Raw genomic sequence first — 24943 nt, 5'->3', positions numbered from 1 at the left:
TTCCTTCGGGGGCGTGGCGGGCCTCGCGGGCATCGAACACTGCGCTGGCGGGGCGCCTGATCGCACGGAGCCGCGGGTCGACCTCAGCCATCTTAACATGGGACTGGGATTGAGTCATATTGATTTTTACCGAAAGAAACATTGCAGGAATTGTGATTCTTGGGGAGAATTCTCTGAGAGGTACCGCGACCGGCCGATACGATGCCTCTATGGCCTCCACCGCAGACCACCGCCCGGCCGCAGACGCGTCATCACCGGCACCGCTGGATAAGAGGCTGATCACCTCCTGGTCCCTGTGGAGCTGGGGCAACGCCACCGTCTCGGCGGTGATGGTCACCTTCGTCTTCGGCACCTACATCGCCTCTGAGGCCTTCGGCCCCGACGAGCGCGGCACCCAGTACCTGACCACGGCCAACGCGATCGCCGGGCTGATCGTCGCGGTCACCGCACCGATCATCGGCCAGCGCGCCGACCGGGCCGGCAAGCGACGGCTGTGGCTGATCATCAACACCGCGATCATCGTCGCGCTGGTGGCCGCCTGCTTCTTCGTCCGCCCGGAGGAGGGCTTCCTACTCCTCGGGGTCACCCTGATGGCGTCGATGACGCTGTTCGACGAATTCGCGAACCTGAACTACAACGCGATGATCGTCGACATCACCGACCACTCCCGGATGGGCCGCGTCTCCGGCATCGGCTGGGGCGCCGGTTATCTCGGCGGGATCGTGCTGCTGATGCTGGTCTACCTGGGGCTCATCACCGGGGATCCGCCGCATGTGTTCGGCATCGGCGAGGACGACGCGATGAACATCCGTGTGGTGGCGCTGGTCGCCGCCGCCTGGTTCCTCCTCTGGGCGCTGCCCCTGCTGCTGACCAGGCAGAAGACCGCCGATCAGGACACCGTGCCCGCGGAACGGATCTCGGTGGTGGAGTCCTACCGGCGGCTGTTCGGCACCCTCATCGGCCTGTGGAAGGAGGACCGGAACACGTTCTGGTTCCTACTGGCCTCCGCAGTGTACCGGGACGGGCTCTCCGCGGTGTTCACCTACGGGGCCATCCTGGGCACCACGCTCTACGGGATCAACCCGGCCGATGTCATCATCTTCGGCATCGCCGGCAACCTGGTGGCCGCGCTGGGGGCGTTCATCGGCGGATGGCTCGATGACCGGATCGGACCACGGAAGGTGATCGCCGGCTGCCTGATCGGGCTCCTGGGCTCGTCACTGGCCCTGCTGATGCTCACCGAGGAGCGGGTGATCGGTGCCGCCGCCGATCCGCTGCTGACCATCACCCCGACGGCGGCGTTCTGGGTGCTGGGCCTGTTCCTGTGCCTGTTCGTCGGCCCGGCGCAGGCCTCCTCCCGCGGATTCCTGGGACGGCTCGCACCGCCGGAGAAAGCCGGAGAGCTGTTCGGGCTCTACGCCACCGCCGGGCGCAGCGTCTCCTTCCTCACCCCGGCGCTGATCAGCCTGATGCTGCTGTTCCTGGACAGCAATATGGCCATCGTCGTCGCGATCATCGTGACGCTGCTGTTCGGCCTGGGGCTGCTCGTCCTGGTGCGCAACCCCACCGAGCCGGCGAAGATGCGGGACTGGTCGCAGAAGAGCTGAGGGTTCTTGGGTCAGCTGATGATGGTCCGGTGGAAGTTCTCGTGGCTGCGCGAGGCGGTGGGGCCACGCTGACCCTGATACCGCGACTGGTGGGCCTTTGAGCCGTAGCCGTATTCGGCGGAGGAGGTCAGCCGGAAGAAGCAGAGCTGACCGATCTTCGATCCCGGCCACAGTTTGATCGGCAGAGTGGCCATATTCGACAGCTCCAGCGTCACCTGCCCGGAGAAGCCCGGGTCGATGAACCCGGCGGTGGAGTGGGTCAGCAACCCCAGGCGCCCCAGCGAGGATTTGCCCTCCAACCGGGCGGCGACGTCGTCGGGCAGGGTGACCTGCTCATAGGTAGCCCCCAGGACGAATTCTCCGGGGTGCAGCACGAAGGGCTCCTCCGGGTCCACCTCTACCAACCGGGTGAGGTCAGGCTGCTCGACGGAGGGGTCGATATGCGCGTATTTGTGGTTGTCGAAGAGCCGGAACATACGCTCAAGACGCACGTCCACGCTGGAGGGCTGGATCATCGAGGTCTCGAGCGGGTCCAGGCGGATGCGCCCGGAGTCGAGCTCGGCACGGATGTCGCGATCAGATAGCAGCACGGAGACAAAGTACCACCGCGGGGCAGAACCCCGCGGCGGTACCGCCCATTTAGTCCGGGTCAGTTGGTCCGGGGCAGCTTGTCCGGGTCAGTTGGTCCGGCGGAGCTGATCCGCGCCGAGCATCCGCCGTCGCACCCAGGCGCTGAGCTGCTCAGCCAGCAGCACCACGACGAGGATCATCAGGATGATGGTCAGCGCGGTGTCATACTGACGCAGCTCGAAGGCGACGTTGAGCTCCACACCGATACCGCCGGCGCCCACCAGGCCGAGGACGACGGCGCCGCGCACCGCCTTCTCCAGGCAGTACAGGCTGGTGCCGGCGAAGGAGGCGAACGAGGCCGGCAGCACTGCGCAGGACACCACCGCAGTGACCCGCGCCCCGGTGGAGCGCAGCGCGTCGATCGGGCCGCGGGAGACCTCCTCGACCCGCTCGGCGAAGAATCGGCCCGCGAATCCCAGCGTGTCCGCGGCGATGGCGAGGATCCCGGCCAACGGACCCAGCCCGACGGCGATCACGAAGATCAGCGCCCACACCAGGTCAGGCACCGCACGCAGCGTGCTGAGCATCGCGCGGATCCCCCCGGCGACCGCCGGATGGGAGAGGTTCCGCGCGGCCAGCAGGGAGATGGGCACCGAGAGGATGATCCCGATGATCGTGCCGATCAGCGCGATCTCCAGGGTCTCCAGCATCGCCATGCCGAGGCTGCCGGCCCGCTCGAAGTCCGGCGGGAAGCCCGAGACGATGAAGTCCAGCGTCCTCGCCGGCGAATCCGCCAGCCGGTTGAGGTCGATGTCCATCCGGAACAAGCCGTTGATCGCCAGGAAAGCCAGCAGAGCGACCACCAACACGGTGGTCCACCGCGGAGCATGCCAGCGCGGCGGGGCGCTGCGGCCGAACTCACCGGCGGAGGTCCGAGGGTCTGCGGTCACGCTCATACTCCTGCCTCCTCTGCGATGTAGAGGCCTTCGAGCCGGGCGTCGTCGAGCTCAGCGATGTCGGCGTCGACATCGACGCGCCCATCACGCAGAGCCACCACACGGCGGCCGTGGTCACGAGCCAGGGCAAGCTGGTGGAGGGTGCACACCAAGGTCAGCCCCTCCTCCTCGGCGATGCGCCACAGCAGGTCCATCACGCCGCGTCCGGCCACCGGGTCCAACGCCGCGACCGGCTCATCGGCCAGCACGATGCTCGGCCGCTGCATCAGGGTCCGGGCGATGGCGACCCGCTGGCGCTGACCGCCCGAGAGCTGCTCAGCACGACGATCGGCCACCGCGGTGAGGCCCACACGCTCCAACGCCGTCATCGCCTCCTCACGCAGCTGCTGCTTCGCCGTGGCGGCGAACCAGTTGCGCGGGGAACCGTCACGACCCAGAGCCCCGTGGATCACATTGGTGAGCACAGTGAGCTGATCGACGAGGTTGATGGACTGGAACACTACGCCGATGTCACGGCGGACCTCGGCCAGGCGCCTGCTGTCCATCTCCGTGATCTCCCGCCCGAAGACGGTGATCGTACCCTCCGTGGGCTCGATCAGCCGGGTGATGCACTTCTGCAGCGTGGACTTGCCGGACCCATTGGCGCCCAGCAGCACGACGGTCTCCCCCGACGCGATGTCCAACGAGACGTCATCCAGGGCACGCGTGCCGTTGCGGAAAACCTTGCTGAGTCCACGGATGCTGATCGATGCGTCGAGAGGTTCCTCGATCATCCCTCAGTCTCCTCCGCGTCTTCCTCAGCCTCGTCCTCGCCCTCGGCCGGCTCATTCTCATCCGGCATCTCCGCGTAGTCCTCGAAGCCGGCGGCCTCGAAGGCGCGACGGGTCGGGTCGTAGTCGCCGTCCTCGGCGTCGACGAACTCAGAGTTGAGGTACTTGTCGTTCTCCCCGGTCTGGACGATCGCCTCGAGCAGCACATCCTGGTTCTCGATGAGCTGCTCCTCCAGCCAGTCCGCGCAGTTCTGGCCGAGCCCGGCGCGGGCGACGAAGAGGTCATTGGGCAGGTCAGGGCCCTCTTCGACGATGTAGACCTCCTCGTCGACCTCCTCCTGGATCTCCTCGAAGTCGGAGTAGCCGGTACCCAACGCGGCGCCCTCACCCGAGGCGAAGGCCGCCATGCGGGTGTCGGCCAGCGGCATGACCTCGACGTCCTCGCCGACGGTCAGCCCGGCGGACTCCAGCATCTCCAGCGGACCGAGGTGCCCAGAAGTGGAGCCGACCTCCTTGGTGATGACGGTCTCGCCTTCGAGATCGTCGATGGAGTCGATGCCGGAGCCCTCGGTGGCGAAGATCGCGGCGCGGTAGTCCTCACGCGTGATGCCGGTGACCGGCAGCGCCTCAGCCTCCTGCTGCAGCACGACGTACTCCGCCGGGCCGGTCAGCAGCAGGTCGATCTCGTCGAACTCCAGGGCAGTGGCCGCGGCGGTGCGTGAGGAGATGGGGTGGAAGTCGATGTCCTTGCCGATCGCCTCCTCCAGGGCCACGCGGAAGTCCTCGAACTCCACGCGCAGGGTCTCCAGGCCCTCGACGCCGGTGTCGGAGAAGTTCAGCGTGTCCGGGCAGGCCTCGGCGCCGGTGGCGTCCGGGTCAGCCTCGGCGTCGTCGCTGCAGGCGCTCAGGGCCAGCATGCCGGCGGTCAGTCCGACGGCGAGTGGGGGGGAAGGCGGCGCGGATGGTCATCGGTCCTCCTGGACGATCCGGGCATCGGTTTTCCGTGCCACGCGCAGGGCGCAGACACAGACGCCCGCATCTGAGATCGGTGCGTGTGCAGGTGAGTGATCGGGCAGAATGCCCTGTGCCAGCGTGGGTGAGAGATATGACTTTCCGGTGGCGGGATGGTGAACCACGCTCGACCTAGACCTCAATATGGGGTGTCTATACGGGGTGTCCATCCTGTGGTCGTCGGTGGGCCGTCGAGACGCCTCCGGCTAAGGTGGTGCGGGTCACCGGGGCCGGTCGGCCCGTCATCGGCAGAGTGGTCAGGTCAGGAGGTCCCATGGAGGCGGTGCTGTCCGGCTTCACGGTCATCTGGCTGATCATCGGGGTGGGTTACGCTCTGGGGCGCCTGCAGGTGCTCGGCCGGGAGGCCCGCGTGGTGCTGAGCCGGGTGGCGTTCTTCGTCGCCTCCCCCTGCCTGCTCTTCACCGCCGTCGCCGAGGCCTCCCTGACTGATGTGCTGGGGCCGCAGTTCGCCATCGCCGCGCTCGGGGCCTTCGCCACGGGGGCGGTGTTCATGCTGCTGAGCATCCCGGTGCTGCGGCGGCGTCAGGGGGCGGAGCGAGTCGTCGGGGGCCTCTCGGCGTCTCTGGTGAATTCGGCGAACCTAGGTTTCCCGATCGCCGCCTATGTGCTCGGCGACGTCGCCTTCGCCGCCCCGATCCTGGTGTTCCAGCTGGCGCTGTATACACCGGTGTACGTCGCCACCCTGGATTTCCTGGCGCCGAGCACCGGTGCGGCACGGCGCGTCCGCCCGGCCCCGCGGATCGTGCTCGTCCAAGTAGCGAAGACGGCACTGAATCCGATGATCATCGCCGCCCTGCTGGGGCTGCTGTTCTCCTGGCAGCAGTGGCAGTTTCCGCAGCCGGTGCAGGAATCGGTGGAGATCGTCGCCGGGGCCTCCATCCCGTTGATGCTGATCTCCTTCGGCCTCTCGCTGGTGGGGTCGCGGCCGCTGGAGAAGGCCTCTGGCCGGCGTCGTGATGTGCTGATGGCCTCGGCGCTGAAGCTGACGGTGCATCCGCTGATCGCCTATGCGATCGCCGTGTGGGTGTTCGGCATGGACGGCCACCAGCTGCTGGCTGCCGTGGTGATGGCCGCACTGCCGTCGGCGCAGAACGTGCTGGTGGCGGCGATCCGTTATGAGTCCGGGGAGATCATCGCCCGGGATACCGTCCTGCTGACCACGGTGCTGGCCATCCCGGCGATGCTGGTGGTCTCTGCCCTGCTGATGTGATCTGCTGTTCTGATGATGCTCTCCGACGACGACGCCGACGATGAGGAACAGACTGCGCGCAGGCCCCGCACGGGTCCTGCGGCAGTGCTCTGGGGGCTCGTACTGGTGGCTGCGGTGGCGCTGGGCGGAGTCGGGATCTGGGCGGTGCGCGCCGAGGTGTACAGCGCCGAATCAGCCGCGGAGGGCTACCGTGACGCGCTGGCCTCCGGCAACGGCGGTGAAGCGCTGGGGCTGCTCTCCGATTCGGCCACTGAGGATCTCGCCGAACGTTTCGAGCAGACTGACCCGCCGACTGATGCCGGACTGCTCAGCGGCGAGGCATTGGAGCAGTCCACCGAACAGCTCAGCGACCTGACCCTGGAGGAAGACGGAGCTCCAGCACTGCGCTTCGGGTACGAGGGCGAGCAGCACAGTGTAAATGTGCCGGTGGACAGCGGGGACACGCTGTGGCTGATCTTCGATCGGTGGGAGATCACCGAGGAGATCATCAGTGAGTTCGAAGTGGAGGTCCCGCAGGCTGGCCCGGCAGGGGTGGAGCAGATCACGGTGAATGGGCAGCCGGTGGATCTGGAGAACGGTTCGGTGCGGTTGGCGGCCTTCCTGCCGACGGCGGCGCATATCGAGGCGGGCAGCCCGTGGGTCTCGGGAACGGTGAATCATCTGGTGGTCGATGACTCCGATGCGACCGTGCAGCTGGATGTGGAACCTTCTGAACAGGCTGAGGAGCAGATCCGTGAGCAGATCAGCTCCTACCTGGACAGCTGTGCTGAGCAGCAGGTGCTGATGCCCTCGGGCTGCCCGATGGGCGCAGAGACCCCGGACCAGGTGGACCCCGAGACGATCGAATGGACGATGCCCGAGGTCTCTGAGCTGTCCGTGAGTTTCGGTGAGGACGGATGGCAGGTGGAGGGCACTGACTCCCTCACCGCTGAACTAGACTTCGAGGCGATCGACCACTTCGACGGCTCCTCGCTCGAGGAGCATTACGAAGCAGAGTTCTCCCTGGAAGTGGAGGTCGAACCCGTCGGTGACGAACTGCGCGTCTCCGTCTCCGGCGCTGAGGGGGAGACCGCTGAGGAATGAGGACGGCGCCTTGACGGGAGCAGGTGCGGGGTGAGGAAGCCGTGTGATTTCATGCGGTGATGCCGTCGGCAGAGCATCCAGAGATTCCCCGCGCTCGTCGGCCCGAGGGGATGCGGAATCTGATGATCGACATCGCATCGCTCTGCGGGCACCACACATCCCGGCGCCTGACAGGTGCCGTCACGGAAGATCAGCGCATCACGCAGCCGTTCGGAGGGGAAACGACCTCGATACACGATGGAGAGCAGGTCGGCCTCGTCACCGGTGGGGCCGAGGCCGTCGGCCGTCTCATCAGCCGGTGGCCCTGATCCCGGGTGATATCTCGCGCCATACCACTCGTGACCACCGCCTGCGGCCATCTGACGGGCGTCCTGGGCCGTCAGACACCAGGACCGGTCAGCGCTGATACCTGGCGCCTCAGAATCCCCCAGCAGAGTGGCCTCCGGGATCATCACGGCGATCTTCGCCTGGATCTCGACACCATCGCTGCGCCTGCCCTCGAGCAGCCAGGCCGCGCAGAGGTCCGCCGCACGCTGATCCAGTGTGCGCCCGTCTCCGGCCGCACGGGTACACGGCTCCTCCACCGGTACACCGCCGACAGGTCCGGCACCGGCCTCCGCCTCGAACAGGGAGGTCTGCGGCGCGGTATCAGCCCCATCGAGGCGTCGGCCCCGGGTGTCCTGACGCGGTACCGGGGCTTCTGCGGACCGGGCGACGGCTCGCAGCCGCTTGTCGATGGCCGCGGCGACCGGGGTGGGCAGCAGCGCCTCCAGGAGGGAGGTCCCGTCGGGGAAATGTGTGACCTGTACACAACGCCGCTCCCGCGCGGAGGCCACGGCACGCTGATTCTCCTCCGGAGTCAGCCGCACGAGGCGGCGGATCAACCACGTCCGGAGCTTCCCCGGGCTCATCCGTGCCGCCGCGGCCGCGGCATCGCGGTCGAAGATCTCCAGGGAGTGGGGGGTCACGCACGTCCGTACTGACACCGGCGATGGCCCGCAGGGCGGTGCGGTCGAAGCTGCCGCGGCGGAACCCCGCCCAGCACTGCGGCAGGTGCTGCCGGACCTCCCGTGCCGCACTGAGCAGATGGCCCACAGTGCGCTCAGATAGGTGAGAGGCGCGGGCGATCTCGTGGACGGCATGGGCGCGGGCGGCTGAACGTGTATGGAGGGACTCCCCAGCCGCACAGGCGGCGCGCTCGGCCTCATCCTGGTGATCGAGCATGGCGGCGAGCGCCTCAGCCTCGGCACACCGGGCCCGATATGTCTGAGCGCGGATGACGTCCAACGAAGTTCCGGAGGACCCGGCAGGCATGGTGCGAGAGGCCGTCGTCGTCATCGCCTGCACCTCCCCGCTGCTGGTCTGGGTTCCCGGCATCCCTGCCGATATCTCCGCGCTGATACCAGTGTGTATGACACCTCTGACATCCCTGGTGACATCCCTGGCCTCTGCGCCGGTACCAGTCTCCCCCGCACCTCTGACATCGCCGCCAGCGGCCACCGTCACGAGCACGGAACACCAGGTCAGCGGACTGCAGGCGCCTCATCCAGAGGCTCAAGCTCAATCCGATGGGACTGCCAGCGGCAGCCCAGCTCGACCACTGCACAGCCGATCACCGCAGCGACGAAGGCCGTGGAGAGCAGCTGGGGCCCCGGCATCGCGAAGAGGTGGTACTGCTGGGAGATCGGCACCAGCAGCACGACCGCCAAGAGCACATACATACCCGCGATCAGCGCGATCCGCGGGCGGGTCAACGGCCGCAGCGCCGCACTGAGCACCCACAGCCCGACGATCGAGAGGGTGATCGTCGCCGCGGTCTGCACCTCTGAGGCCGTGGCGGAGAACGTGCGACCGGCCCAGCTCACGGCGATCACCGCCAGGCAGATGGCCGTGGCCGTGGGGGCGGCAAAGATCAGCGAGCGCCGCAGGAACCCGGGCCGATACCGGCGTGGGTTCGGCATCAGGGCGAGGAAGAACGCCGGGAAGCCCAGCATCAGGAAGTCCACGGTGGAGAACTGGCGGGGCAGGAAGGGGAACTGCCAGAACATCACGCCGTAGAACAGTCCCAGGATGATGGCATAGGCGGTCTTCGTGAGGAACAGGTGCGCCACACGCTCGGTGTTCGCGATCACTTTGCGCCCCTCGGCGAGCACTGTCGGCAAACGGTCGAAGCGCCCATCGAGCAGCACCATGCGGGAGACCGCTTTCGTCGCCGGGGCACCGTTGCCCATGGCGATGCCCAGGTCTGCACGCTTGAGTGCCAGCGCGTCATTGATGCCGTCACCGGTCATCGCCACCACATGCCCCTCGGCCTGCAGCGCCTCCACCATGTCCCGCTTCTGATCCGGGGTGACCCGGCCGAACACGGCCTGAGATTCCACCGCCCGCCGCAGCTGCTCCGGGCTGGTCAGCTGTGCGGCGTCGACGCCGTCGCCGTCGACTTCCATCCCTACCTCACGGGCCACCGCCGCCACCGTCCGCGGGCTGTCACCGGAGATCACTTTGAGGGCCACCCGCTGGTCCCGGAAATACTGCAGCGTCTCGGCCGCGTCGGGACGGACCTTCTCCTTGAACGCCAGCACCGCCACCGGTCTCAGCTCAGCGGGCAGATGCTCACCACGGCCCAACGGGCCGGTGAGCCCGCCGGAAGAGGCCGCCAGCGGACCCTCCAGCGGGGCGTGGGCCAAGACCATCGTGCGCAGACCCTGACTGGCCCGGCGGTCCGTGCGCCCACGGATACCCTCCACGTCGACGACTCCGGCGTCCATGGCCGGCAACAACACATCTGCCGCACCGAGCACCCAGTGGCCGGCCAGCTCCCCGGCGTCGTCGGCGAAGGTCACCGCCGACCACCGCCGGGCCGAGGAGAACTGCACCTGATACGCCGCCCAGTGGCGGGGCAGGGCCGTGTAACGCTCGGTCAGGGCCGCGGCGGTGGGGTTTGCCTGCTCATCGGCACCGAACCAGGCCAGCACCTGCTCCCACGGGTCGGTTCCGCCCATAGCCGTGGAGCTGGGGTCCGGCGGACGGTGCACCGCCATACCGTAGCGGTCCAGCGGTTCGGCGTCCTCGAAGGCGACGGTGCCGTCGGTCAGCGTGCCGGTCTTGTCCAGGCAGACCACATCGACCCGGGCGAGGATCTCCACCGCGGGCTGCTCCTGAATGAGCACCTTCTGCCGGGCGAGCTTCAATGCGGCCACGGCGAAGGCGATCGTGGTCATCAGCGCCAGGCCCTGAGGGATCATCGCGGTGATCGAGGAGACCGCAGTGACCAGCGCCTCTCGCCATTGCCCGGACTCCCAGGCAGTGCCCCAGCCACCGGCAGCCTGCATCTGCCCGTTGGCCACGACGATCACGATGGGGATGAGCACCATGGAGACCCAGAACGCGATCCGCTCCAGGGCACGGCGCAGCTCCGAGTTGATCTTCCGGAACTGACGAGCCTCATCGGCGATCTTCGCCGCACGGGCATCCTGACCGACAGCCGTCACCAGGAACCGGCCCGTGCCGGCGAGCGCGGCCGTGCCGGAGAGTACGAGATCATCACGACGCTTGGGGACCGGGCGGGATTCCCCGGTGAGCATGGACTCGTCCATATCCAGGCCGCGTGAGGAGAGCATGATGCCGTCGGCGGGGACCTGATCGCCGCGGCGCAGCTCGACGACGTCATCGAGGACGATCTGCTCCCGGTGGATCTCGACGACGACGCCGTCGCGCAGCACCCGGATGTGGTCCTGGTGCAGCAGGGCGATGGCATCGAGCTTACGCTTGGCACTGTATTCCTGGACCAGGCCGATGATGACGTTGGCGACGGCGGAGATCGCGAAGAGCAGGTCCAGCCAGCGGCCCAGCAGGATGATCACGAGGGCGCACAGACCGATGATGAGGTTGAACAGCGTCATCAGGTGGGTGCGCAGGATCTCCACCAGGGAGCGTGAGGTGGTGCCGCGGTGGATATTGGAGAGCTCCAGCCGCTGGCGTTCGGCGACCTGGACCGAGGACAGCCCCCGGGCCTCGACGGCGGCGCGATCGATGGGAGACCGCTGCGCCGACGGTGGCGGGGGGTCGGTCGTCTCAGCGGCCACGAGAAGGCATCCTCCGGAAGGGTTGGCGCAACGCGGAACCGGAGCACGGCTGAGGCCGGGTCCCGCTCCGCCATTCTATGGGGGTGCGACGCGACCCGGCCTCAGCCTTGAGGAGGATGTCGGGGGCGGCCTGCTCAGCCGGCGATGCTCTCGTCGGCGATCCTCAGCGCCCGGTCGATCACCTCAATCCCGAAGACGATGTCCTCCTCCAAGATGTTCAGCGGAGGGCAGATGTGCAGCCGGTTCATGTTCATGAACGGCAGCACACCCTGGCGCCGACATTCGGCGACGATCTCACCCATCACCGGTGCGGTCTGCCCGTAGGGGGCCAGCGGCTCTCTGGTGTCCTTGTCCTTGACCAGTTCGATGGCCCAGAACGCCCCCGCCCCGCGGACATCACCCACCGAGGGATGCCGGTCCTTCAGCTCCTCCAGGCGCGGTCCGATGACCTGGTCTCCCAGACGCCTGGCGTATTCGACCATGCCTTCCTCGTGCATCGTCCTGATGGTCGCCACCGCCGCCGCACAGGCCAGCGGATGGCCCGAGTAGGTGAGCCCGCCGGGATACGGGTCCTGAGCGAAGGTCGCGTAGATCTCATCGTCCATCGCCACGCCGCCTAGAGGCACGTACCCGGAGTTCACCCCCTTGGCGAAGGTCACGATGTCCGGCTCGACGTCGAAATGCTCGTGGGCGAACCACCGTCCGGAACGACCGAAACCGGCCATGACCTCATCCATGATCAGCACGATTCCGTGCTCGTCGCAGAGCTGGCGCACGCCTTCCACGTATCCGGGGGGCGGCATGTAGATCCCCGCGGTCCCAGGAATGGCCTCCAGGATGATGGCCGCCACACTTGAGGCACCCTCCAGAAGGAGCGTGTCCCGCAGGTGTCCCAGGGCCCGTTCTGCCTCCTGCTTCTCATCCGCAGAGCCGAAGTAGGAACGGTAGGTGTAGGGCGGAAGGAAGTGTACGACGCCGTCAGCGGCACGGTCAGAGGCGATACGGCGAGGATCCCCGGTCAGGTTGATCGCCATGTGCCTCCCACCGTGGTAAGACCGGTACGCGGAGAGCACCTTATGCCGGCCGGTGTGCAGCCGGGCCATGCGCACAGCGTGCTCATTCGCATCGGCCCCGCCGTTGGTGAAGAACACATGGTTGATGTCCTGGGGCAGCAGTTCCGTGATGAGCCGCGCGGCCTCGGATCGGGCGTCGTTGGCATGCTGAGGGGCGATGGTGCACAGCCTGTCCGCCTGCTCCTTGATCGCCTCGACGACCTTCGGATGCCGATGTCCGACGTTGGTATAGATGAGCTGGCAGGTCAGATCCAGCAGCCGCTGGCCCTCACCGTCCCAGAGCCAGGACCCTTGGGCGTCGATCACGGTCATCGGGGTGATCTTCTCCTGCGCGCTCCAGGAGTGGAAGACGTGCTGGCGGTCCAGTTCGTAGCCCCGACGGCCAGCCTCGATCAGTTCCGGGGTGATGCGCTCTGTCATGATGATCCTCCTCAGCTGCTCTGCGGGAAGCCCAGCTCAAGTCCACCCTCAGCCGGGTCTCCCCAGCGGGTGGTCACCACTTTGCCCCGGGTGAAGAAGTGCACGCCTTCGGCCCCGTGGGCGTGGGTGTCTCCGAACAGCGAGTTCTTCCAGCCGCCGAAGGAGTAGTACGCCATCGGTACGGGGATCGGCACGTTGATGCCGATCATCCCGGCGGTGACATCCATCTCGAACCGGCGGGCGGCCGCGCCGTCGCGGGTGAAGATCGCCGTGCCGTTGCCGTAGGGGTTGGCGTTGATCAGCTCCAGGCCCTGGTCATAGGAGTCGGCGCGCACCACGCAGAGCACCGGGCCGAAGATCTCGGCCTGATAGGCACGCATGTCTGCGGTGACATGATCGAGCAGGGTCGGTCCCAGGAATGCGGCCTCAGGCTGATCGCTCTCGGACCATTCACGGCCGTCGACGACGACCATCGCACCCTCCCCCTCAGCTCCGTCGACATAGCCGCGGACCTTATCGCGGCGATCCCGTGAGATCAGCGGCCCCAGATCCGGCTCCCCCGAGGTGCTCGAGAGCTTCAGCCCGCGGGTTCGCTCGGCGATCTTCTCCACCAGGGGCTCTGCGATCTCGCCGACGGCGACGACCACGGAGATCGCCATGCATCGCTCACCGGCTGAGCCGTAGCCCGCGGACACGGCGCTGTCCGCGGCACGGTCGAGGTCAGCGTCCGGCAGCACCACCATGTGGTTCTTCGCACCGCCCAGGGCCTGTACACGCTTACCGGCGGCAGTGCCGGTCTCGTAGACATACCGCGCGACAGGAGTGGACCCGACGAAGGACACCGCCTGGATATCGGGGTGGGTGAGCAGGCCATCGACGGCAGTCTTGTCACCGTGGAGGACGTTGGCCACGCCGTCGGGCAGCCCGGCCTCCTTCCACAGCTCCACCTGCCAGTTCACCGCGGAGGGGTCCTTCTCGCTGGGCTTGATCACCACGGTGTTGCCGGTGGCCACTGCGATGGGCACGAACCACATCGGCACCATGGCGGGGAAGTTGAACGGCGTAATCACTGCCACTGGGCCCAGGGGGTGCCGTGCGGAATGGACGTCGACGGCGGTGGAGGCGTTCTTGGTCTGCTCCCCTTTGAGCAGATGCGGGATGCCGCAGGCAAACTCGACGATCTCCAGCCCGCGCTGGATCTCACCGAGCGCATCCGAATGCACTTTGCCGTGCTCCTCAGTGATGAGTGCGGCGAGCTCATCCTTGCGGGCGTTGAGCAGCTCCCGGTACCGGAACAGGATCTGCGTTCGCCGGGCCAGTGACATGGTGCGCCAGGAGGTGAAGGCTTCCAGAGCCGCACCGACGGCCTGGTCCACCTCTGTCTGAGTAGCCAAGGGGACCTCAGCCACCGCATGACCGGTGGCCGGGTTCTCGACGGGGATGGTCTGAGCGTTCTCGGGGTGGACGGACGTGCCGTTGATGAGATGAGTCGTGGTTCGCATGACCCCACTGTGCCGACCGTGTTACTCGCCTCACAGAGTCAAGGCGTCAATTCCTCAGATTTTTTCATTACACTCTGTCAATCAATGGCACACCATATTTCAGAGGCCGTCCTGGACCTCGGCACCGTCCTGGACCTGCCTCCATTCCGTTCCTCGGGCTACGAGATCTTGACCCCGCAACCCGATCTGCGTCGACCGGTGCGTTGGGCGCATGCCCTGGAGGCAGCTGATCCCGCGGCGATGCTTCAGGGCGACGAGCTGGTGCTCTCGACCCTGACGCACTTCACTGAGGACCTCACCGACCTCCGAGACCGGCTGTGCATCCACCTCCGCGAGCTCGCGGAGGTCGGTGCCGCCGCACTCGCCGTGGAGGTGTTTGCCGACCGTCCCCGTCTCCTCGCCGCTCTGCGCGATGTCGCAGCCGTCCCTACCGGGACGACCGACACGGCCCTGCCGGTGATTCTCTTCGGCCGCTTCGTCAGGTTCGTTGAGATGACCGAGCATATTCATCGCGCGCTCATCCAGCGCGAACCAGGAACCGCCCAAAGCTACGAAGCACTTATCGACCCGCAGTTTGCCGCAGCCTCCGGGGTGCTACGGCAGTTGCATCGCAGTGACCCGAGCGCCTCAGCGCAAGCTAAGGCCAGGTCCCTCGGCCTGACAGACGGCGCGGCGTACCTCGCCTTCATCTGCCGCTTCCCTCACGGAAGTGCCGATGAACACGATAGGAGCCGACGGCTGTTAGCCCACACCCTCCGCGAGGCAGCCACCACGCTGCATTGTCCCGCTCTGATCGGCGGATGGGAGGATGGGGATCTGGCCGGAATCGTATCCGGCCCAGATGGCCACGACCTGCCCGACCGAGTACGGCGCCTCGTGGCACGGACACGTGAACTGACCGCTTCCTCGCACCGGTCGCGCGCCATCCCCCAGTTCACCGTAGGCATGGGTCATCCCCGTCCAGGGCTCAGCGCGAGCGTGCTAGAACTCGGCACAGCACTCGATGTCGCTGAGAGCATCACAGCGCTCCGAAGACGCCGGGACCGATGGACGACAACGCCCCAGAGAGAGGACTCGTCTGACTGCTGGAGCCCCCAGGACGTCGGGCTCGATGCCTTTCTCGCGTGGATCGCCGACGATCCGATCGCACAGTCCTTCGCCGACTGGCAGGTAGAGAAGATCCCTGACGCAGAGTACGGTCCGACCATAGAACTCGTCCGCGGCCTCGTCGAAACTCGCTGCTCAAAGACAGAACTCGCCGAACTCCTGAGTATCAGCCGCCCGACGCTCTACCATCGGCTCAGCAGGCTGGAACATCTGCTCGGAGGCCCGATCACCGAAGGCCCGCGACTCACTGCGCTCTACATCGCTTTACGACTGCGCAGCCTCTCCTCCGACAACACAGACTGAGCAAGTCAGACACGCTGGACGCAGATCTCGTCAGCCCGCCGCGACCTCCTCGTCAGCAAGTGCGAGCACCTCGTCCAGCACGTCGAGGCCGAAGCGCAGGTCATCATCGGAGATATTCAGCGGCGGGCAGAGGTGGAACCGGTTCTCGGCGGTGAACAGCAGCAGGCCGCGGCTCTTGGCTTCCGCCATCATCTTGCCCATCACCGGTGCCGCCTGGCCCATCGGGGCCAAACGCTCACGGGTCCGCTGGTCCTTGACCAGCTCCACCGCCCAGAACGCTCCAGCGCCCCGGGTCTCACCCACGCCCGGATGTTTCTCTGCGATCTCCCGCAGGCGCGGCCCGATGATCTCCTCGCCAATGCGCCGGGCGTTGTCCACCAGGGACTCCTCCTCCATGGCATTGATCGCCGCCACTGCGGCCGCACAGGCCAGCGGGTGCCCGGAGTAGGTGAGGCCACCGGGATACGGCGTCTCGGCGAAGCTCTCGTAGATCTCATCGCTCATGGCGACACCGCCCAGCGGGACGTAGCCGGAGTTCACACCCTTGGCGAAGGTGACGATATCCGGGGTGATCCCGGCCAGCTGGTGACCGAACCATTCCCCGACCCGGCCGAAGCCGACCATGACCTCATCGATGATGAGCACGATGCCGTATTCGCGGCAGAGCTTCTCCACCCCCGCCATATAACCGGGCGGGGGCATGAAGATCCCCGCCGTGCCGGGTACGGCCTCAAGGATGACCGCGGCCACTGTGGAGGCACCCTCCATCTCAATGGTGTCGCGCAGGTGGGCCAGTGCACGCTCCGACTCCTGCTCATCGTTCTCCGAGCCGAAGGCTGAGCGGTAGGTATAGGCCGGCTGGAAATGAACAACGCCGTCGACGGCCTGATCCGAGCCCACCCGGCGCAGCGAGCCCGTAAGGTTGGCGGTCAGCCGGGTGGCCCCGTGGTAGGAGAGGTAGGTGGAGAGTACCTTGTGGCGGCCAGTGTGCAGCCGGGCCATCCGCACCGCGTGATCGTTCGACTCCGCGCCGGCATTGGTAAAGAAGACGTGCTGGATCGATTCGGGCAGGCGTTCGGTGATCAGCCGGGCCGCCTCGGAACGGGCATCGTTGACGTGCTGCGGAGCGATGGTCGGCAACGTGGCCGCCTGCTCCTGGATGGCCTGGACCACGCGCGGGTGCTTATGCCCCACGTTCGTGTAGACCAACTGCCCGCTGAAGTCCAGCATCGGGCGGCCCTCACCGTCCCAGACCCAGGAGCCGTCGGCGTCGATGATGGTCATCGGGTCTAGCTTGCGCTGAGCGCTCCAGGAATGGAACACATGGGATCTGTCGAGCTCGTAGGCTCGGCGTCCGCGCTCGATCGCCGCATCGCTGATCCGTGGATCACGCTGCCCGACGTGCTGCTGGTTCTGACTCATACGACCTCCTGAATGTGACCTCGGTCAAAGCAATCCTAATCCTGACCGATGACATCCACGCCACCACTCATCAGGAGCCGTGCTGGTGACATTGCGGGAAGAGCCGACTAGATTCGTAGGGAGGGTGGCCCTGACCAGGGGCGACCGATCAACACCCATGGAGCACCCATGCGCAGAGACGCTGCGCATCACAGAACTGGAGGAGCCGACGCACTATGAAGCTGCTCAGACTACTCACCTTCACCGCAGGCGCCGCCGTCGGCTATGTGGTCGGCGCGAAACAGGGCCAGCAGGGACTCGACAAGATCAAGGACACCGCCCGCGAGACCTGGAACGACCCGAAGGTCCAGGAGACCGTGCACAAGGTGGGCGATCAGGCGAACCGGGTCGCCCACGACGTCGCCGATCAGGCCAAGGACGCCGTCTCTGCTGCGGCGCAAAGCGCCGAGAAGAAGGTCTCCGAAGCGGCCGACGACGCCAAGGAACGGCTCTCCTCAGCAACCGGCCCGGGCTCGGACTCCGACGAGCGCCCGGCTCCGGCGGCCAAGGCCGACACCATCTCGGACCCCGGCCTGGGCGGCGCGGATTCGGAGAGTGACTGGGCCGATGAGGGCGGACGTCCGGCCTCCGGCAGCTGAGGCCCCGTTGTCAGCTCACGAGTGACCTGAGGGTTCGGGCCTCATCAGGCTCCAGGAGTCCTTCGAAGCGCTCCCACAAGCAACGCCGGATCCATGACCCCGCGCCAGCACCGTCCCCCTCAGCGATGAGGTCGACGAGAATACGGTCCCGGCGCAGAGAGTCCTGCGCACCGTCCTGACCTTCAGGCATGACGCCCTCAGGGATCGGCCCTCCCCCTTGAGTGCGCCCTTCACTCCCCAGGTCAACAGCGATCAGCTGGACGATCGACTCCGTCACTGCCTGACCTGTAGCGACAAGAAGGTCATTTCCCGTGATGGCCCAAATGCGTTCGTGAAGCGCGGCGTCAGCCCGCGCGAACTCGACGTCGGCTCCGTCCACTGCAGCCTCCATAGCCTCCAACCGGCCACGCAGGTCTTCAACGTCTTCGTCAGTGGCACAATGTGCGGCGACCGCGCAAGCAGTACCGTCGAGGGCCATACGAAGCTGGATGAGATCTCCGAAGCCACTGCGCCCCAGACGCACCATGCTCGTAATGTCCCGCTCCAAGAGCTTCGGCGAGGGCTCAAGCAGACGGGGCCCGGACCGCCCTCCGTGTCGAAGCTCGACCAATCCGCGCGATTCCAGGACTCTCAGTGCCTCCCGCACGGTCGAGCGACTGACATCGAACTGTTCCATCAGCATGCGCTCACTCGGCAGATGGTCACCCGGGGAAAGCTGCTTCGCCGTGAGCGCCTCCTCTACCTGGTCGACGATGCGCTCGTAAGTCCGGACACCGACGGCCGGGCGAAATGTGATGCTCGAGGCCATGTCGCCTTCACCTTCCCTGGAAACTGAGCTCCACCGAAATAGCGAAGCACTACCATTCTGCCCGCTGGAAGGGAGTCCGCAACTGGTCCGACCAGTCTTGCCCTCATCCAACGAAGGGTGTTAGATGTATCACATTATTTTGTGACAGCTCCACAACCCCATCGCCACCTCCTAGGGAGCATCGTGAACGACTCCGCTCAACCCGACGAGACAAGCCGCCTTCTGCGCCGCGAGGAGCGAGCTGGCTACCGAGCAGTCCTCATCTTCCCTCTGCTCATTCTGGCTGGCGGAACCTGTGGATTCTTTTTCACCGAGAGCTTCGGAGCCATAGCGTCATTCGTCCCAGCAATGCTCGGCTTCGTAATGTTTACTATGGGCCTGACTCTGCGCCCTATCGACTTCGGCCTCGTCGCCAGAAGACCACTGCCGGTCCTTCTCGGCATCGCCGCACAGTTCATCATCATGCCCACTGCTGCAGTACTCGTCACTTGGGCTCTGAAACTTCCACCGGAACTGGCGGCTGGCGTCATCCTCGTCGGCTGCGCCCCAGGCGGCACTGCCTCGAATGTCGTCGCCTACCTGGCCAAGGGCGACGTCGCACTCTCAGTGACTATGACCTCAGTCTCCACACTTCTAGCTCCAATCGCGATGCCTCTGCTTTCCCTATGGCTGGCTGGCCACTACCTTCCCGTCGATGCAGGAAGCATGGCATGGGACATCGCCAAGATCGTCCTGATCCCCGTGCTCGCAGGACTCATACTCCGGCACTTCATCCCGACGCTCGTCTCGAGACTCTTGCCGAGCCTCCCCTGGCTGTCAGTATCAGTCATCGCACTGATCGTCGCCATCGTCGTCGCCGGGAGCGCTGAGTTCGTCATCTCAGCAGGGGCCCTCGTCATCGCCGCCGTCTTTCTCCATAATCTCGTGGGGATGTCTCTGGGGTACGTCGTCGCTGCAATGACTCGTCAGCCATACAACGTCCGTCGAACCATGGCAGTGGAAGTCGGCATGCAGAACTCCGGGCTTGCCGCGGGACTGGCCGCCCAGTATATGAATCCGGTGGCAGCGCTGCCCGCGGCACTCTTCTCTATCTGGCACAACATGTCAGGCGCCCTGTTCGCCATGGCGTGCCGACGGGTGGACCGCGCTCACGGGCGCGCTAAGAAAGCCCCCTGAATCACGAAACACCATGACGGGCCCAAGCCGCTCAAAGGTCGCCAAGTCGCAACTGGTCCGACCAGTCTTGCCATTCCCTCGTGAAAGCTGTTAGATGGGTCACACCGAAGAAACTGCTCTGCATCGTCGAGAGAGGTGGCTATGACACATCGTCGCTCCGAAATGCAGAAAGTCTCGCGGCGCAATGTGCTCCTGGCTGGACTCAGCGCCCCACTTCTGCTCTCCGGCTGCCGCGCTGGCCACACTGCGATCGCAGATCCTGCTGAGGCGATCGATGGCTCGATCACGCTCGCACTGACGGCACCTCCTTCCAGCTTGGACTTCACACGGACTGACGGCGTCGCCATCCCTCTGGTGCTCATGAGCAACGTCTTCGAGGGGCTCGTCCGGATCGATGATTCCGGCGAACCGACGCCGCTTCTGGCCACGGACTGGGAGATCTCCGAAGACCGGAAGACCTACACCTTCGAGCTGCGTCGAAACGTCAGGTTCTCGAACGGCTCCCCCTTCAACGCGGACAGCGCAGTCTTCAGCATCGAACGAGTCCAATCTGATGCGTGGACCAATGGGTTGGCCGCCGGTATGGACATCGTTGAGTCAGCCGTCGCTGAGGATGACCACACCCTTCGCGTCGAGCTCTCCGAACCGAGCAATGCCTGGCTCTGGTCCATGGGGACTCTCATCGGTGCCATGATGACCGAGGACGGTGTGGACGACCTCTCATCCGCACCTGTGGGGACAGGCCCCTTCCTCGTTGATAGGTGGTCCCCAGGCCAGTCGCTCAGGTTCCTGGCGAACGGCGACTACTGGGGCGAGGGGCCTGGGAGCGCGTCGGTGACCATCCAGTACTTCAACGACGCCACCGCCAGCACCAATGCGCTGCAGGCCGGTGACGTCAACGCGGTCTACGATATGCAGTCCCCTGAGCTGACCACAGTCCTGGAGCGAAATTCCGACCTGGAGATCGAGACCGGGACGACCAGCGGCCAGATACTGCTCTCGATGAACAACCGCGCCGCCCCTTTCGACGACGTGCGCGTCAGACGTGCTGTGATGTACGCGGTGGACCGTCAGGCGATCATCGACACAGCGTGGGGAGGTTTCGGCACCGACACCGGCGGCTCCCCCACCCCACCCACAGATCCGTGGTTCGTCGAGTCCTCCGCCTACCCCTACGATCCTGATAAGGCTCGTGAGCTGCTACGGGAGGCAGGCCAGGAGAAGCTGCAGATCACCTTCAAAGTCCCCACTCGCCCGTATGCTCAGCAGATCAGCGAAATTCTCGTCTCCCAACTCCACGAGGTCGGAATCGACGTACGGATCGAATCAGTCGAGTTCCCTGCCCTCTGGCTCGATGAGGTGTTCACCAGGCATGACTATCAGATGAGCATCATCGTCCATTCTGAGGCTCGAGACATTCCGGTTCTCTTCGGCAACCCGGAGTATTACCTCGGCTTCGACGACGAGCAGACCCAAGAGCTTCTCACCGAAGCCGACCGAAGCTCACCAGAGGACCGGGATGAGCTGATGGAGCAGGCTGTGGCACGCATCGTCGACCAAGCAGCCGCCGACACGCTGTTCATCTTCCCCAACATCGTCGTGCGTGACAGGCAGCTCAGCGGATTGCCAGCCGACCGGCCCACTGACGAGCTGCGCCTCGCCGGAGTGACGCTCGGAGGCACACCATGATCCGCGCAGTCGCCGGGCGCATCGCACGTTTCCTCGTCACCCTTTTCATCACCTCTGTGCTGATCTTCGCGTTCATGCGCATTCTCCCAGGTGACCCTGCGGAAGTGGTCCTCGGTACGGGTGCGACGGAAGAGGCCCTGGCCCAGACTCGCGCTGAATTCGGATTGGACCGCCCTCTTATCGTTCAATACTGGGAGTGGATCTCAGGGATCCCGTTCGGTGACTTCGGCGTCTCGTTCATCACTGGACAAGACATCAGTCCCGTCGTATTGGACCGCCTGAGCGTCAGTCTCATCCTGGTCAGCTGCGCCATGGTCCTGGCGCTGTTCATTGCAATACCCCTGGGTTCCTGGGCCGCAGTCCGCCACAACAGGCCCGACGGCATCGCGATCAGTGCGAGCACACAGTTCGGCATCGCCATTCCGAACTTCCTGGCCGGAATGCTCCTGGTGGCGGTCTTCGCCCTGGCTCTCGGCTGGCTTCCCGCCAACAGCTGGATGCCACCGACGTACGATCCGCTCGAGTTCCTCCGACACCTGATCCTGCCGGTCGTCGCATTGGCGGCGGTCCAGGCGGCCATTATGACCCGGTACGTGCGCACTGCGGTCCTCGAGATACTCGGCGACGACTGGATGCGCACCGCACGCGCCAAAGGTCTGAGCCGGTTCCAGGCCTTGGTGCGCCATGGTCTGCGCAACGCCGCACTTCCTGCCCTCACCGTCTCCGGTATCCAGCTCACCACGCTGGTCACCGGAGCCGTCGTCATCGAACAGGTGTTCGTCATACCCGGCATCGGCTCCGAGCTCTTGGACGCAGTCGCCAACCGAGATCACCTGACCGTCCAGTCGATCGTGATGCTCCTGGCACTGATCACTCTGACCATCAACTTCGTCGTCGACCTTCTCTATGTCGTCCTGGACCCGCGGACAGCCGCCACGAGGTGAGAACTCCATGAGCAGTGACCACACCGCGCCGATCAGGCAGACGGCAGCACCAGCCCCCACACGCCTCGCCTCGCGGCTGCGCCGCTTTCTCCGGCGAATGCCGCTGACGGGCACGATCGGCCTGATCATCGTTCTCGGAATCGTAGCCGTCGCTCTGTTGTCGCTCATATGGACCCCGTACGATCCCCTGCAGGCCGACCCCGCCGACCGTCTCAGCGGCTCCAGCGCTCAGCACCTACTCGGCACGGATCGCTACGGCCGCGACGTGCTCTCCACACTGATGGCCGGAGCCCAGGTAACGCTGCTCGTCGGTTGCGTGGCGGTCCTGATCGCCGCCGTCATCGGCACACCGCTGGGAATACTGGCCGCCATGCGTCGCGGCTGGACCGAAGAATTCATCATGCGCAGCGCAGATATGATGCTGGCGTTTCCCGCGCTGTTACTCGCCATCATGGCAAGTGCCGTGATGGGAGCCAGCACACTGGCAGCCATGATTGCGATCGGGCTTGCAGCAGGCCCAGGATTCGCCAGAGTCGCGCGGGCCGGAACCCTGCAGGTGATGTCCTCAGACTTCATTCTGGCTGCCCGCAGCGCCTCACAGCCTGAGATGCGCATCGCCCGGCGTCATGTCCTGCCGAATATCTTCGGTTTGGTGGTCATCCAGGCCTCCGTGACCTTCGCGCTGGCAATCCTCGCCGAGGCCGCACTGAGTTTCCTGGGACTCGGGACTCCCCCACCCGAACCCTCCTGGGGCCGGATGCTCCAAGGCGCGCAAGACTACCTGGCTGTCGCTCCTCATCTAGCAATCTGGCCCGGTCTGGCCATCGCCGTGGCCGTCCTCGGATTCAACCTGCTCGGTGACGGACTTCGTGACGTCCTGGACCCGAAAATGAGGAAACGCTGATGGCCGCACAGACTCCTGAGTCCCCGGAGATCCCGCTCGTCGACGTCGAGGGACTGCGCATATCGTCCGACTCGGCAGATCTGGTCCATCCTCTCGATCTCGTCATTCGTCCGGGTGAACGTGTCGGACTGATCGGCGAATCCGGATCCGGGAAGTCACTCACCGCACTGTCGCTGATCGGGCTCCTTCCCGATGAGCTCAAGCCCAGCGGCTCTGTCTTCTTCCGCGACGGAGCGACGAACGTGCTGACCGCACCGGAGCGTGACATGTGCAAGCTTCGGGGCCGTCGTATCTCAATGGTGTTCCAAGAGCCCATGACAGCCCTGAACCCGCTGATGCAGGTGGGCAAGCAGGTCGGCGAGGTGCTGTACCACCACCGCACGCTCTCCTCACGCCGTGAGGTCTCCGACCGGGTTCAGGAGTTGCTCCACTCAGTCCATCTTCCGGACCCCGCACAGACCGCCCAGGCATACCCGCACCAGCTCTCCGGGGGACAGCGTCAGCGTGTCATGCTGGCGATGGCCTTTGCGAACGATCCCGATCTGCTCATCTGCGATGAACCGACCACGGCCTTGGACGTCACCGTTCAGCGCCAAGTCCTCGACCTCCTCGACGAAGCTGTCCGGACACGCGGGACGAGCCTGCTGTTCGTCTCACACGACCTGGCCGTCGTCGCCGACACCTGTGACCGCATCCTCGTTATGGAGCACGGCAGGATCGTCGAAGCCGGACCGGTGGTCGACGTTCTCTCTGATCCCCAGCATGACTACACCAAAAAGCTGCTCGCGGCCTCTCGCCTTGAACCTCCGTCACGGGACCGAGAAACACGCGGGAGCGGACAGTCGCTGATACGGATCGACGGACTCCATCGACGCTTCCGCTCACGGCGCCGGACCGTGAACGCACTGAATGACGTGTCGATGACAGTCACTGAAGGGGAACGTCTCGGCATCGTCGGCGAATCCGGATCCGGGAAGACCACCCTGCTGAAGATCCTTGCGGGCCTGGACCAACCTTCCTCAGGGACTGCCGAGGTGTGCGGCGTCGATGTCACGCGCGCCGGACGTCGCTCGCTCCGGCCGCTGCGGGAAAGACTGCAGATCGTCTTCCAAGACCCGATGGGGTCACTGGACCCTCGGATGTCTGTCCAGCAGATCGTCGAGGAACCTCTGATCGGACACCGCGATGCTCCCCGAGCTCCCCGGCGTCGAGAACTCGTGGCCGAAAGCCTCGAAGCCGTGGGAATCCCCGCCGAGGCCGCGCAGCGGTTTCCCCATCAGTTCTCCGGCGGACAGCGCCAGAGGATCTCGATCGCTCGAGCTCTGATCACTGACCCGGACGTCTTGGTGGCTGACGAGCCGGTCAGCGCCCTCGACGTGAGCGTCCAAGCCCAAGTGCTGGATTTGATCCAGCACCTGGTGGACGAACGCGGTCTGACACTGGTGATGGTCTCCCACGATCTCTCCGTCGTCCGCTACCTGTGTGACCGCGTCATCGTGATGCGTCACGGGCAGATCGTCGAGAGCGGGGAGACCCGCAGCATCTACGAGTCTCCTCAGGACGACTACACAAGGACATTATTGGAGGCCACTCCGTCGCTGGACCGCGTTCTCGCATCCCGACGCACCTCGTGATGACAGGGCG

The 24943-nt window shown here is 65.6% G+C and carries 20 protein-coding genes; 10 read left to right on the top strand and 10 right to left on the bottom strand.

The annotated features are described in order from the left end of the window. Window positions 1-209 precede the first annotated feature (209 nt). A complete protein-coding gene (locus tag RIL96_RS05605) occupies window positions 210-1607 on the top strand; it encodes an MFS transporter (protein WP_310548031.1) in 1398 nt (465 codons plus the stop codon). Between the two features lie 11 nt (window positions 1608-1618). Here RIL96_RS05605 and dcd read toward each other — a convergent pair whose 3' ends face one another. From dcd to RIL96_RS05585, 4 genes are all read right to left on the bottom strand, one after another. Beyond that, entirely contained in the window at window positions 1619-2197 is a 579-nt protein-coding gene (gene dcd, locus RIL96_RS05600) for a dCTP deaminase (protein WP_310548030.1), read from the bottom strand. 87 nt (window positions 2198-2284) lie between these two features. Beyond that, complete coding sequence (phnE, locus tag RIL96_RS05595) at window positions 2285-3133, bottom strand: phosphonate ABC transporter, permease protein PhnE (RefSeq protein ID WP_310548029.1); 849 nt, start codon at window positions 3131-3133, stop codon at window positions 2285-2287. Beyond that, window positions 3130-3906, bottom strand: a complete 777-nt coding sequence (locus RIL96_RS05590; RefSeq protein WP_310548028.1) for a phosphonate ABC transporter ATP-binding protein — start codon at window positions 3904-3906, stop codon at window positions 3130-3132. The genes phnE and RIL96_RS05590 overlap by 4 nt, the downstream gene beginning before the upstream one ends. Beyond that, window positions 3903-4820, bottom strand: a complete 918-nt coding sequence (locus tag RIL96_RS05585) for a PhnD/SsuA/transferrin family substrate-binding protein (protein ID WP_310548027.1) — start codon at window positions 4818-4820, stop codon at window positions 3903-3905. The genes RIL96_RS05590 and RIL96_RS05585 overlap by 4 nt, the downstream gene beginning before the upstream one ends. 368 nt (window positions 4821-5188) lie before the next feature. On the opposite strand from RIL96_RS05585, the gene RIL96_RS05580 reads away from it, so the two are divergent. Continuing rightward, window positions 5189-6145 carry an AEC family transporter gene (locus RIL96_RS05580; protein ID WP_310548026.1) on the top strand — a complete coding sequence of 319 codons (957 nt, stop codon included), beginning with the start codon at window positions 5189-5191 and terminating at the stop codon, window positions 6143-6145. Window positions 6146-6157: 12 nt separating this feature from the next. Continuing rightward, on the top strand, window positions 6158-7228 hold the full coding sequence (locus RIL96_RS05575; protein WP_310548025.1) for a zinc ribbon domain-containing protein: 1071 nt from the start codon (window positions 6158-6160) through the stop codon (window positions 7226-7228). On the opposite strand, the gene RIL96_RS05570 is transcribed toward RIL96_RS05575, so the two are convergent. The 4 genes from RIL96_RS05570 to RIL96_RS05555 form a co-directional block, all read right to left on the bottom strand. Continuing rightward, window positions 7129-8196 carry an HNH endonuclease signature motif containing protein gene (locus tag RIL96_RS05570; RefSeq protein ID WP_310548024.1) on the bottom strand — a complete coding sequence of 356 codons (1068 nt, stop codon included), beginning with the start codon at window positions 8194-8196 and terminating at the stop codon, window positions 7129-7131. The two genes, RIL96_RS05575 and RIL96_RS05570, sit on opposite strands and share 100 nt — an antisense overlap. 555 nt (window positions 8197-8751) lie before the next feature. Further along, complete coding sequence (locus RIL96_RS05565) at window positions 8752-11313, bottom strand: HAD-IC family P-type ATPase (protein WP_310548023.1); 2562 nt, start codon at window positions 11311-11313, stop codon at window positions 8752-8754. Window positions 11314-11447: 134 nt separating this feature from the next. Then, window positions 11448-12806, bottom strand: coding sequence for an aspartate aminotransferase family protein (locus tag RIL96_RS05560; RefSeq protein ID WP_310548022.1), 1359 nt, complete (start codon window positions 12804-12806; stop codon window positions 11448-11450). Between the two features lie 11 nt (window positions 12807-12817). Continuing rightward, the gene (locus RIL96_RS05555) at window positions 12818-14308 is read right to left on the bottom strand and encodes a CoA-acylating methylmalonate-semialdehyde dehydrogenase (protein WP_310548021.1); all 1491 of its coding nucleotides are present in this window, start codon (window positions 14306-14308) and stop codon (window positions 12818-12820) included. Between RIL96_RS05555 and RIL96_RS05550 the strand changes: the two genes are divergently transcribed. Then, window positions 14219-15718, top strand: a complete 1500-nt coding sequence (locus RIL96_RS05550) for a PucR family transcriptional regulator (RefSeq protein WP_310548020.1) — start codon at window positions 14219-14221, stop codon at window positions 15716-15718. The two genes, RIL96_RS05555 and RIL96_RS05550, sit on opposite strands and share 90 nt — an antisense overlap. A 30-nt stretch (window positions 15719-15748) precedes the next feature. Here RIL96_RS05550 and RIL96_RS05545 read toward each other — a convergent pair whose 3' ends face one another. Then, window positions 15749-17140, bottom strand: coding sequence for an aspartate aminotransferase family protein (locus tag RIL96_RS05545; protein WP_310548019.1), 1392 nt, complete (start codon window positions 17138-17140; stop codon window positions 15749-15751). 215 nt (window positions 17141-17355) lie between these two features. Between RIL96_RS05545 and RIL96_RS05540 the strand changes: the two genes are divergently transcribed. Further along, window positions 17356-17778 carry a hypothetical protein gene (locus tag RIL96_RS05540; protein WP_310548018.1) on the top strand — a complete coding sequence of 141 codons (423 nt, stop codon included), beginning with the start codon at window positions 17356-17358 and terminating at the stop codon, window positions 17776-17778. A gap of 10 nt (window positions 17779-17788) precedes the next feature. Here RIL96_RS05540 and RIL96_RS05535 read toward each other — a convergent pair whose 3' ends face one another. Then, a complete protein-coding gene (locus RIL96_RS05535; RefSeq protein ID WP_310548017.1) occupies window positions 17789-18586 on the bottom strand; it encodes a FadR/GntR family transcriptional regulator in 798 nt (265 codons plus the stop codon). Between the two features lie 183 nt (window positions 18587-18769). On the opposite strand from RIL96_RS05535, the gene RIL96_RS05530 reads away from it, so the two are divergent. The 5 genes from RIL96_RS05530 to RIL96_RS05510 all read left to right on the top strand — a co-directional run bounded on the left by RIL96_RS05530 (window position 18770) and on the right by RIL96_RS05510 (window position 24933). Further along, entirely contained in the window at window positions 18770-19762 is a 993-nt protein-coding gene (locus RIL96_RS05530; protein WP_310548016.1) for a bile acid:sodium symporter family protein, read from the top strand. A 141-nt stretch (window positions 19763-19903) separates the two neighbouring features. Beyond that, window positions 19904-21451 carry an ABC transporter substrate-binding protein gene (locus RIL96_RS05525; protein WP_310548015.1) on the top strand — a complete coding sequence of 516 codons (1548 nt, stop codon included), beginning with the start codon at window positions 19904-19906 and terminating at the stop codon, window positions 21449-21451. Next, a complete protein-coding gene (locus tag RIL96_RS05520) occupies window positions 21448-22395 on the top strand; it encodes an ABC transporter permease (protein WP_310548014.1) in 948 nt (315 codons plus the stop codon). The genes RIL96_RS05525 and RIL96_RS05520 overlap by 4 nt, the downstream gene beginning before the upstream one ends. 7 nt (window positions 22396-22402) lie before the next feature. Next, window positions 22403-23299 (top strand): ABC transporter permease, encoded by an 897-nt coding sequence (locus RIL96_RS05515; RefSeq protein ID WP_374761853.1) that lies wholly within the window; start codon window positions 22403-22405, stop codon window positions 23297-23299. Continuing rightward, window positions 23299-24933 (top strand): dipeptide ABC transporter ATP-binding protein, encoded by a 1635-nt coding sequence (locus RIL96_RS05510; RefSeq protein WP_310548013.1) that lies wholly within the window; start codon window positions 23299-23301, stop codon window positions 24931-24933. Before RIL96_RS05515 ends, RIL96_RS05510 begins: the two co-directional genes overlap by 1 nt. The last annotated feature ends 10 nt before the right edge of the window (window positions 24934-24943 follow it).

The sequence above is a fragment of the Nesterenkonia aerolata genome, assembly GCF_031470965.1.
Taxonomy (GTDB): Bacteria; Actinomycetota; Actinomycetes; order Actinomycetales; family Micrococcaceae; genus Nesterenkonia; species Nesterenkonia aerolata.
Note: the sequence above shows the minus strand (reverse complement) of the source record. Positions and strands in the feature narration are given on the sequence as shown.

What these genes read in the sequence shown, in the direction of transcription:
- phnE (WP_310548029.1), bottom strand. Translation starts at nt 3,133, where the DNA reads ATGAGCGTGACCGCAGACCCTCGGACCTCCGCCGGTGAGTTCGGCCGC.
- RIL96_RS05525 (WP_310548015.1), top strand. Translation starts at nt 19,904, where the DNA reads ATGACACATCGTCGCTCCGAAATGCAGAAAGTCTCGCGGCGCAATGTG.
- RIL96_RS05560 (WP_310548022.1), bottom strand. Translation starts at nt 12,806, where the DNA reads ATGACAGAGCGCATCACCCCGGAACTGATCGAGGCTGGCCGTCGGGGC.
- RIL96_RS05520 (WP_310548014.1), top strand. Translation starts at nt 21,448, where the DNA reads ATGATCCGCGCAGTCGCCGGGCGCATCGCACGTTTCCTCGTCACCCTT.
- RIL96_RS05550 (WP_310548020.1), top strand. Translation starts at nt 14,219, where the DNA reads ATGACCGGTGGCCGGGTTCTCGACGGGGATGGTCTGAGCGTTCTCGGG.
- RIL96_RS05575 (WP_310548025.1), top strand. Translation starts at nt 6,158, where the DNA reads ATGATGCTCTCCGACGACGACGCCGACGATGAGGAACAGACTGCGCGC.
- RIL96_RS05510 (WP_310548013.1), top strand. Translation starts at nt 23,299, where the DNA reads ATGGCCGCACAGACTCCTGAGTCCCCGGAGATCCCGCTCGTCGACGTC.
- RIL96_RS05545 (WP_310548019.1), bottom strand. Translation starts at nt 17,140, where the DNA reads ATGAGTCAGAACCAGCAGCACGTCGGGCAGCGTGATCCACGGATCAGC.
- RIL96_RS05605 (WP_310548031.1), top strand. Translation starts at nt 210, where the DNA reads ATGGCCTCCACCGCAGACCACCGCCCGGCCGCAGACGCGTCATCACCG.
- RIL96_RS05585 (WP_310548027.1), bottom strand. Translation starts at nt 4,820, where the DNA reads ATGCTGGCCCTGAGCGCCTGCAGCGACGACGCCGAGGCTGACCCGGAC.
- RIL96_RS05555 (WP_310548021.1), bottom strand. Translation starts at nt 14,308, where the DNA reads ATGCGAACCACGACTCATCTCATCAACGGCACGTCCGTCCACCCCGAG.
- RIL96_RS05590 (WP_310548028.1), bottom strand. Translation starts at nt 3,906, where the DNA reads ATGATCGAGGAACCTCTCGACGCATCGATCAGCATCCGTGGACTCAGC.
- RIL96_RS05515 (WP_374761853.1), top strand. Translation starts at nt 22,403, where the DNA reads ATGAGCAGTGACCACACCGCGCCGATCAGGCAGACGGCAGCACCAGCC.
- RIL96_RS05580 (WP_310548026.1), top strand. Translation starts at nt 5,189, where the DNA reads ATGGAGGCGGTGCTGTCCGGCTTCACGGTCATCTGGCTGATCATCGGG.
- RIL96_RS05535 (WP_310548017.1), bottom strand. Translation starts at nt 18,586, where the DNA reads ATGGCCTCGAGCATCACATTTCGCCCGGCCGTCGGTGTCCGGACTTAC.
- RIL96_RS05540 (WP_310548018.1), top strand. Translation starts at nt 17,356, where the DNA reads ATGAAGCTGCTCAGACTACTCACCTTCACCGCAGGCGCCGCCGTCGGC.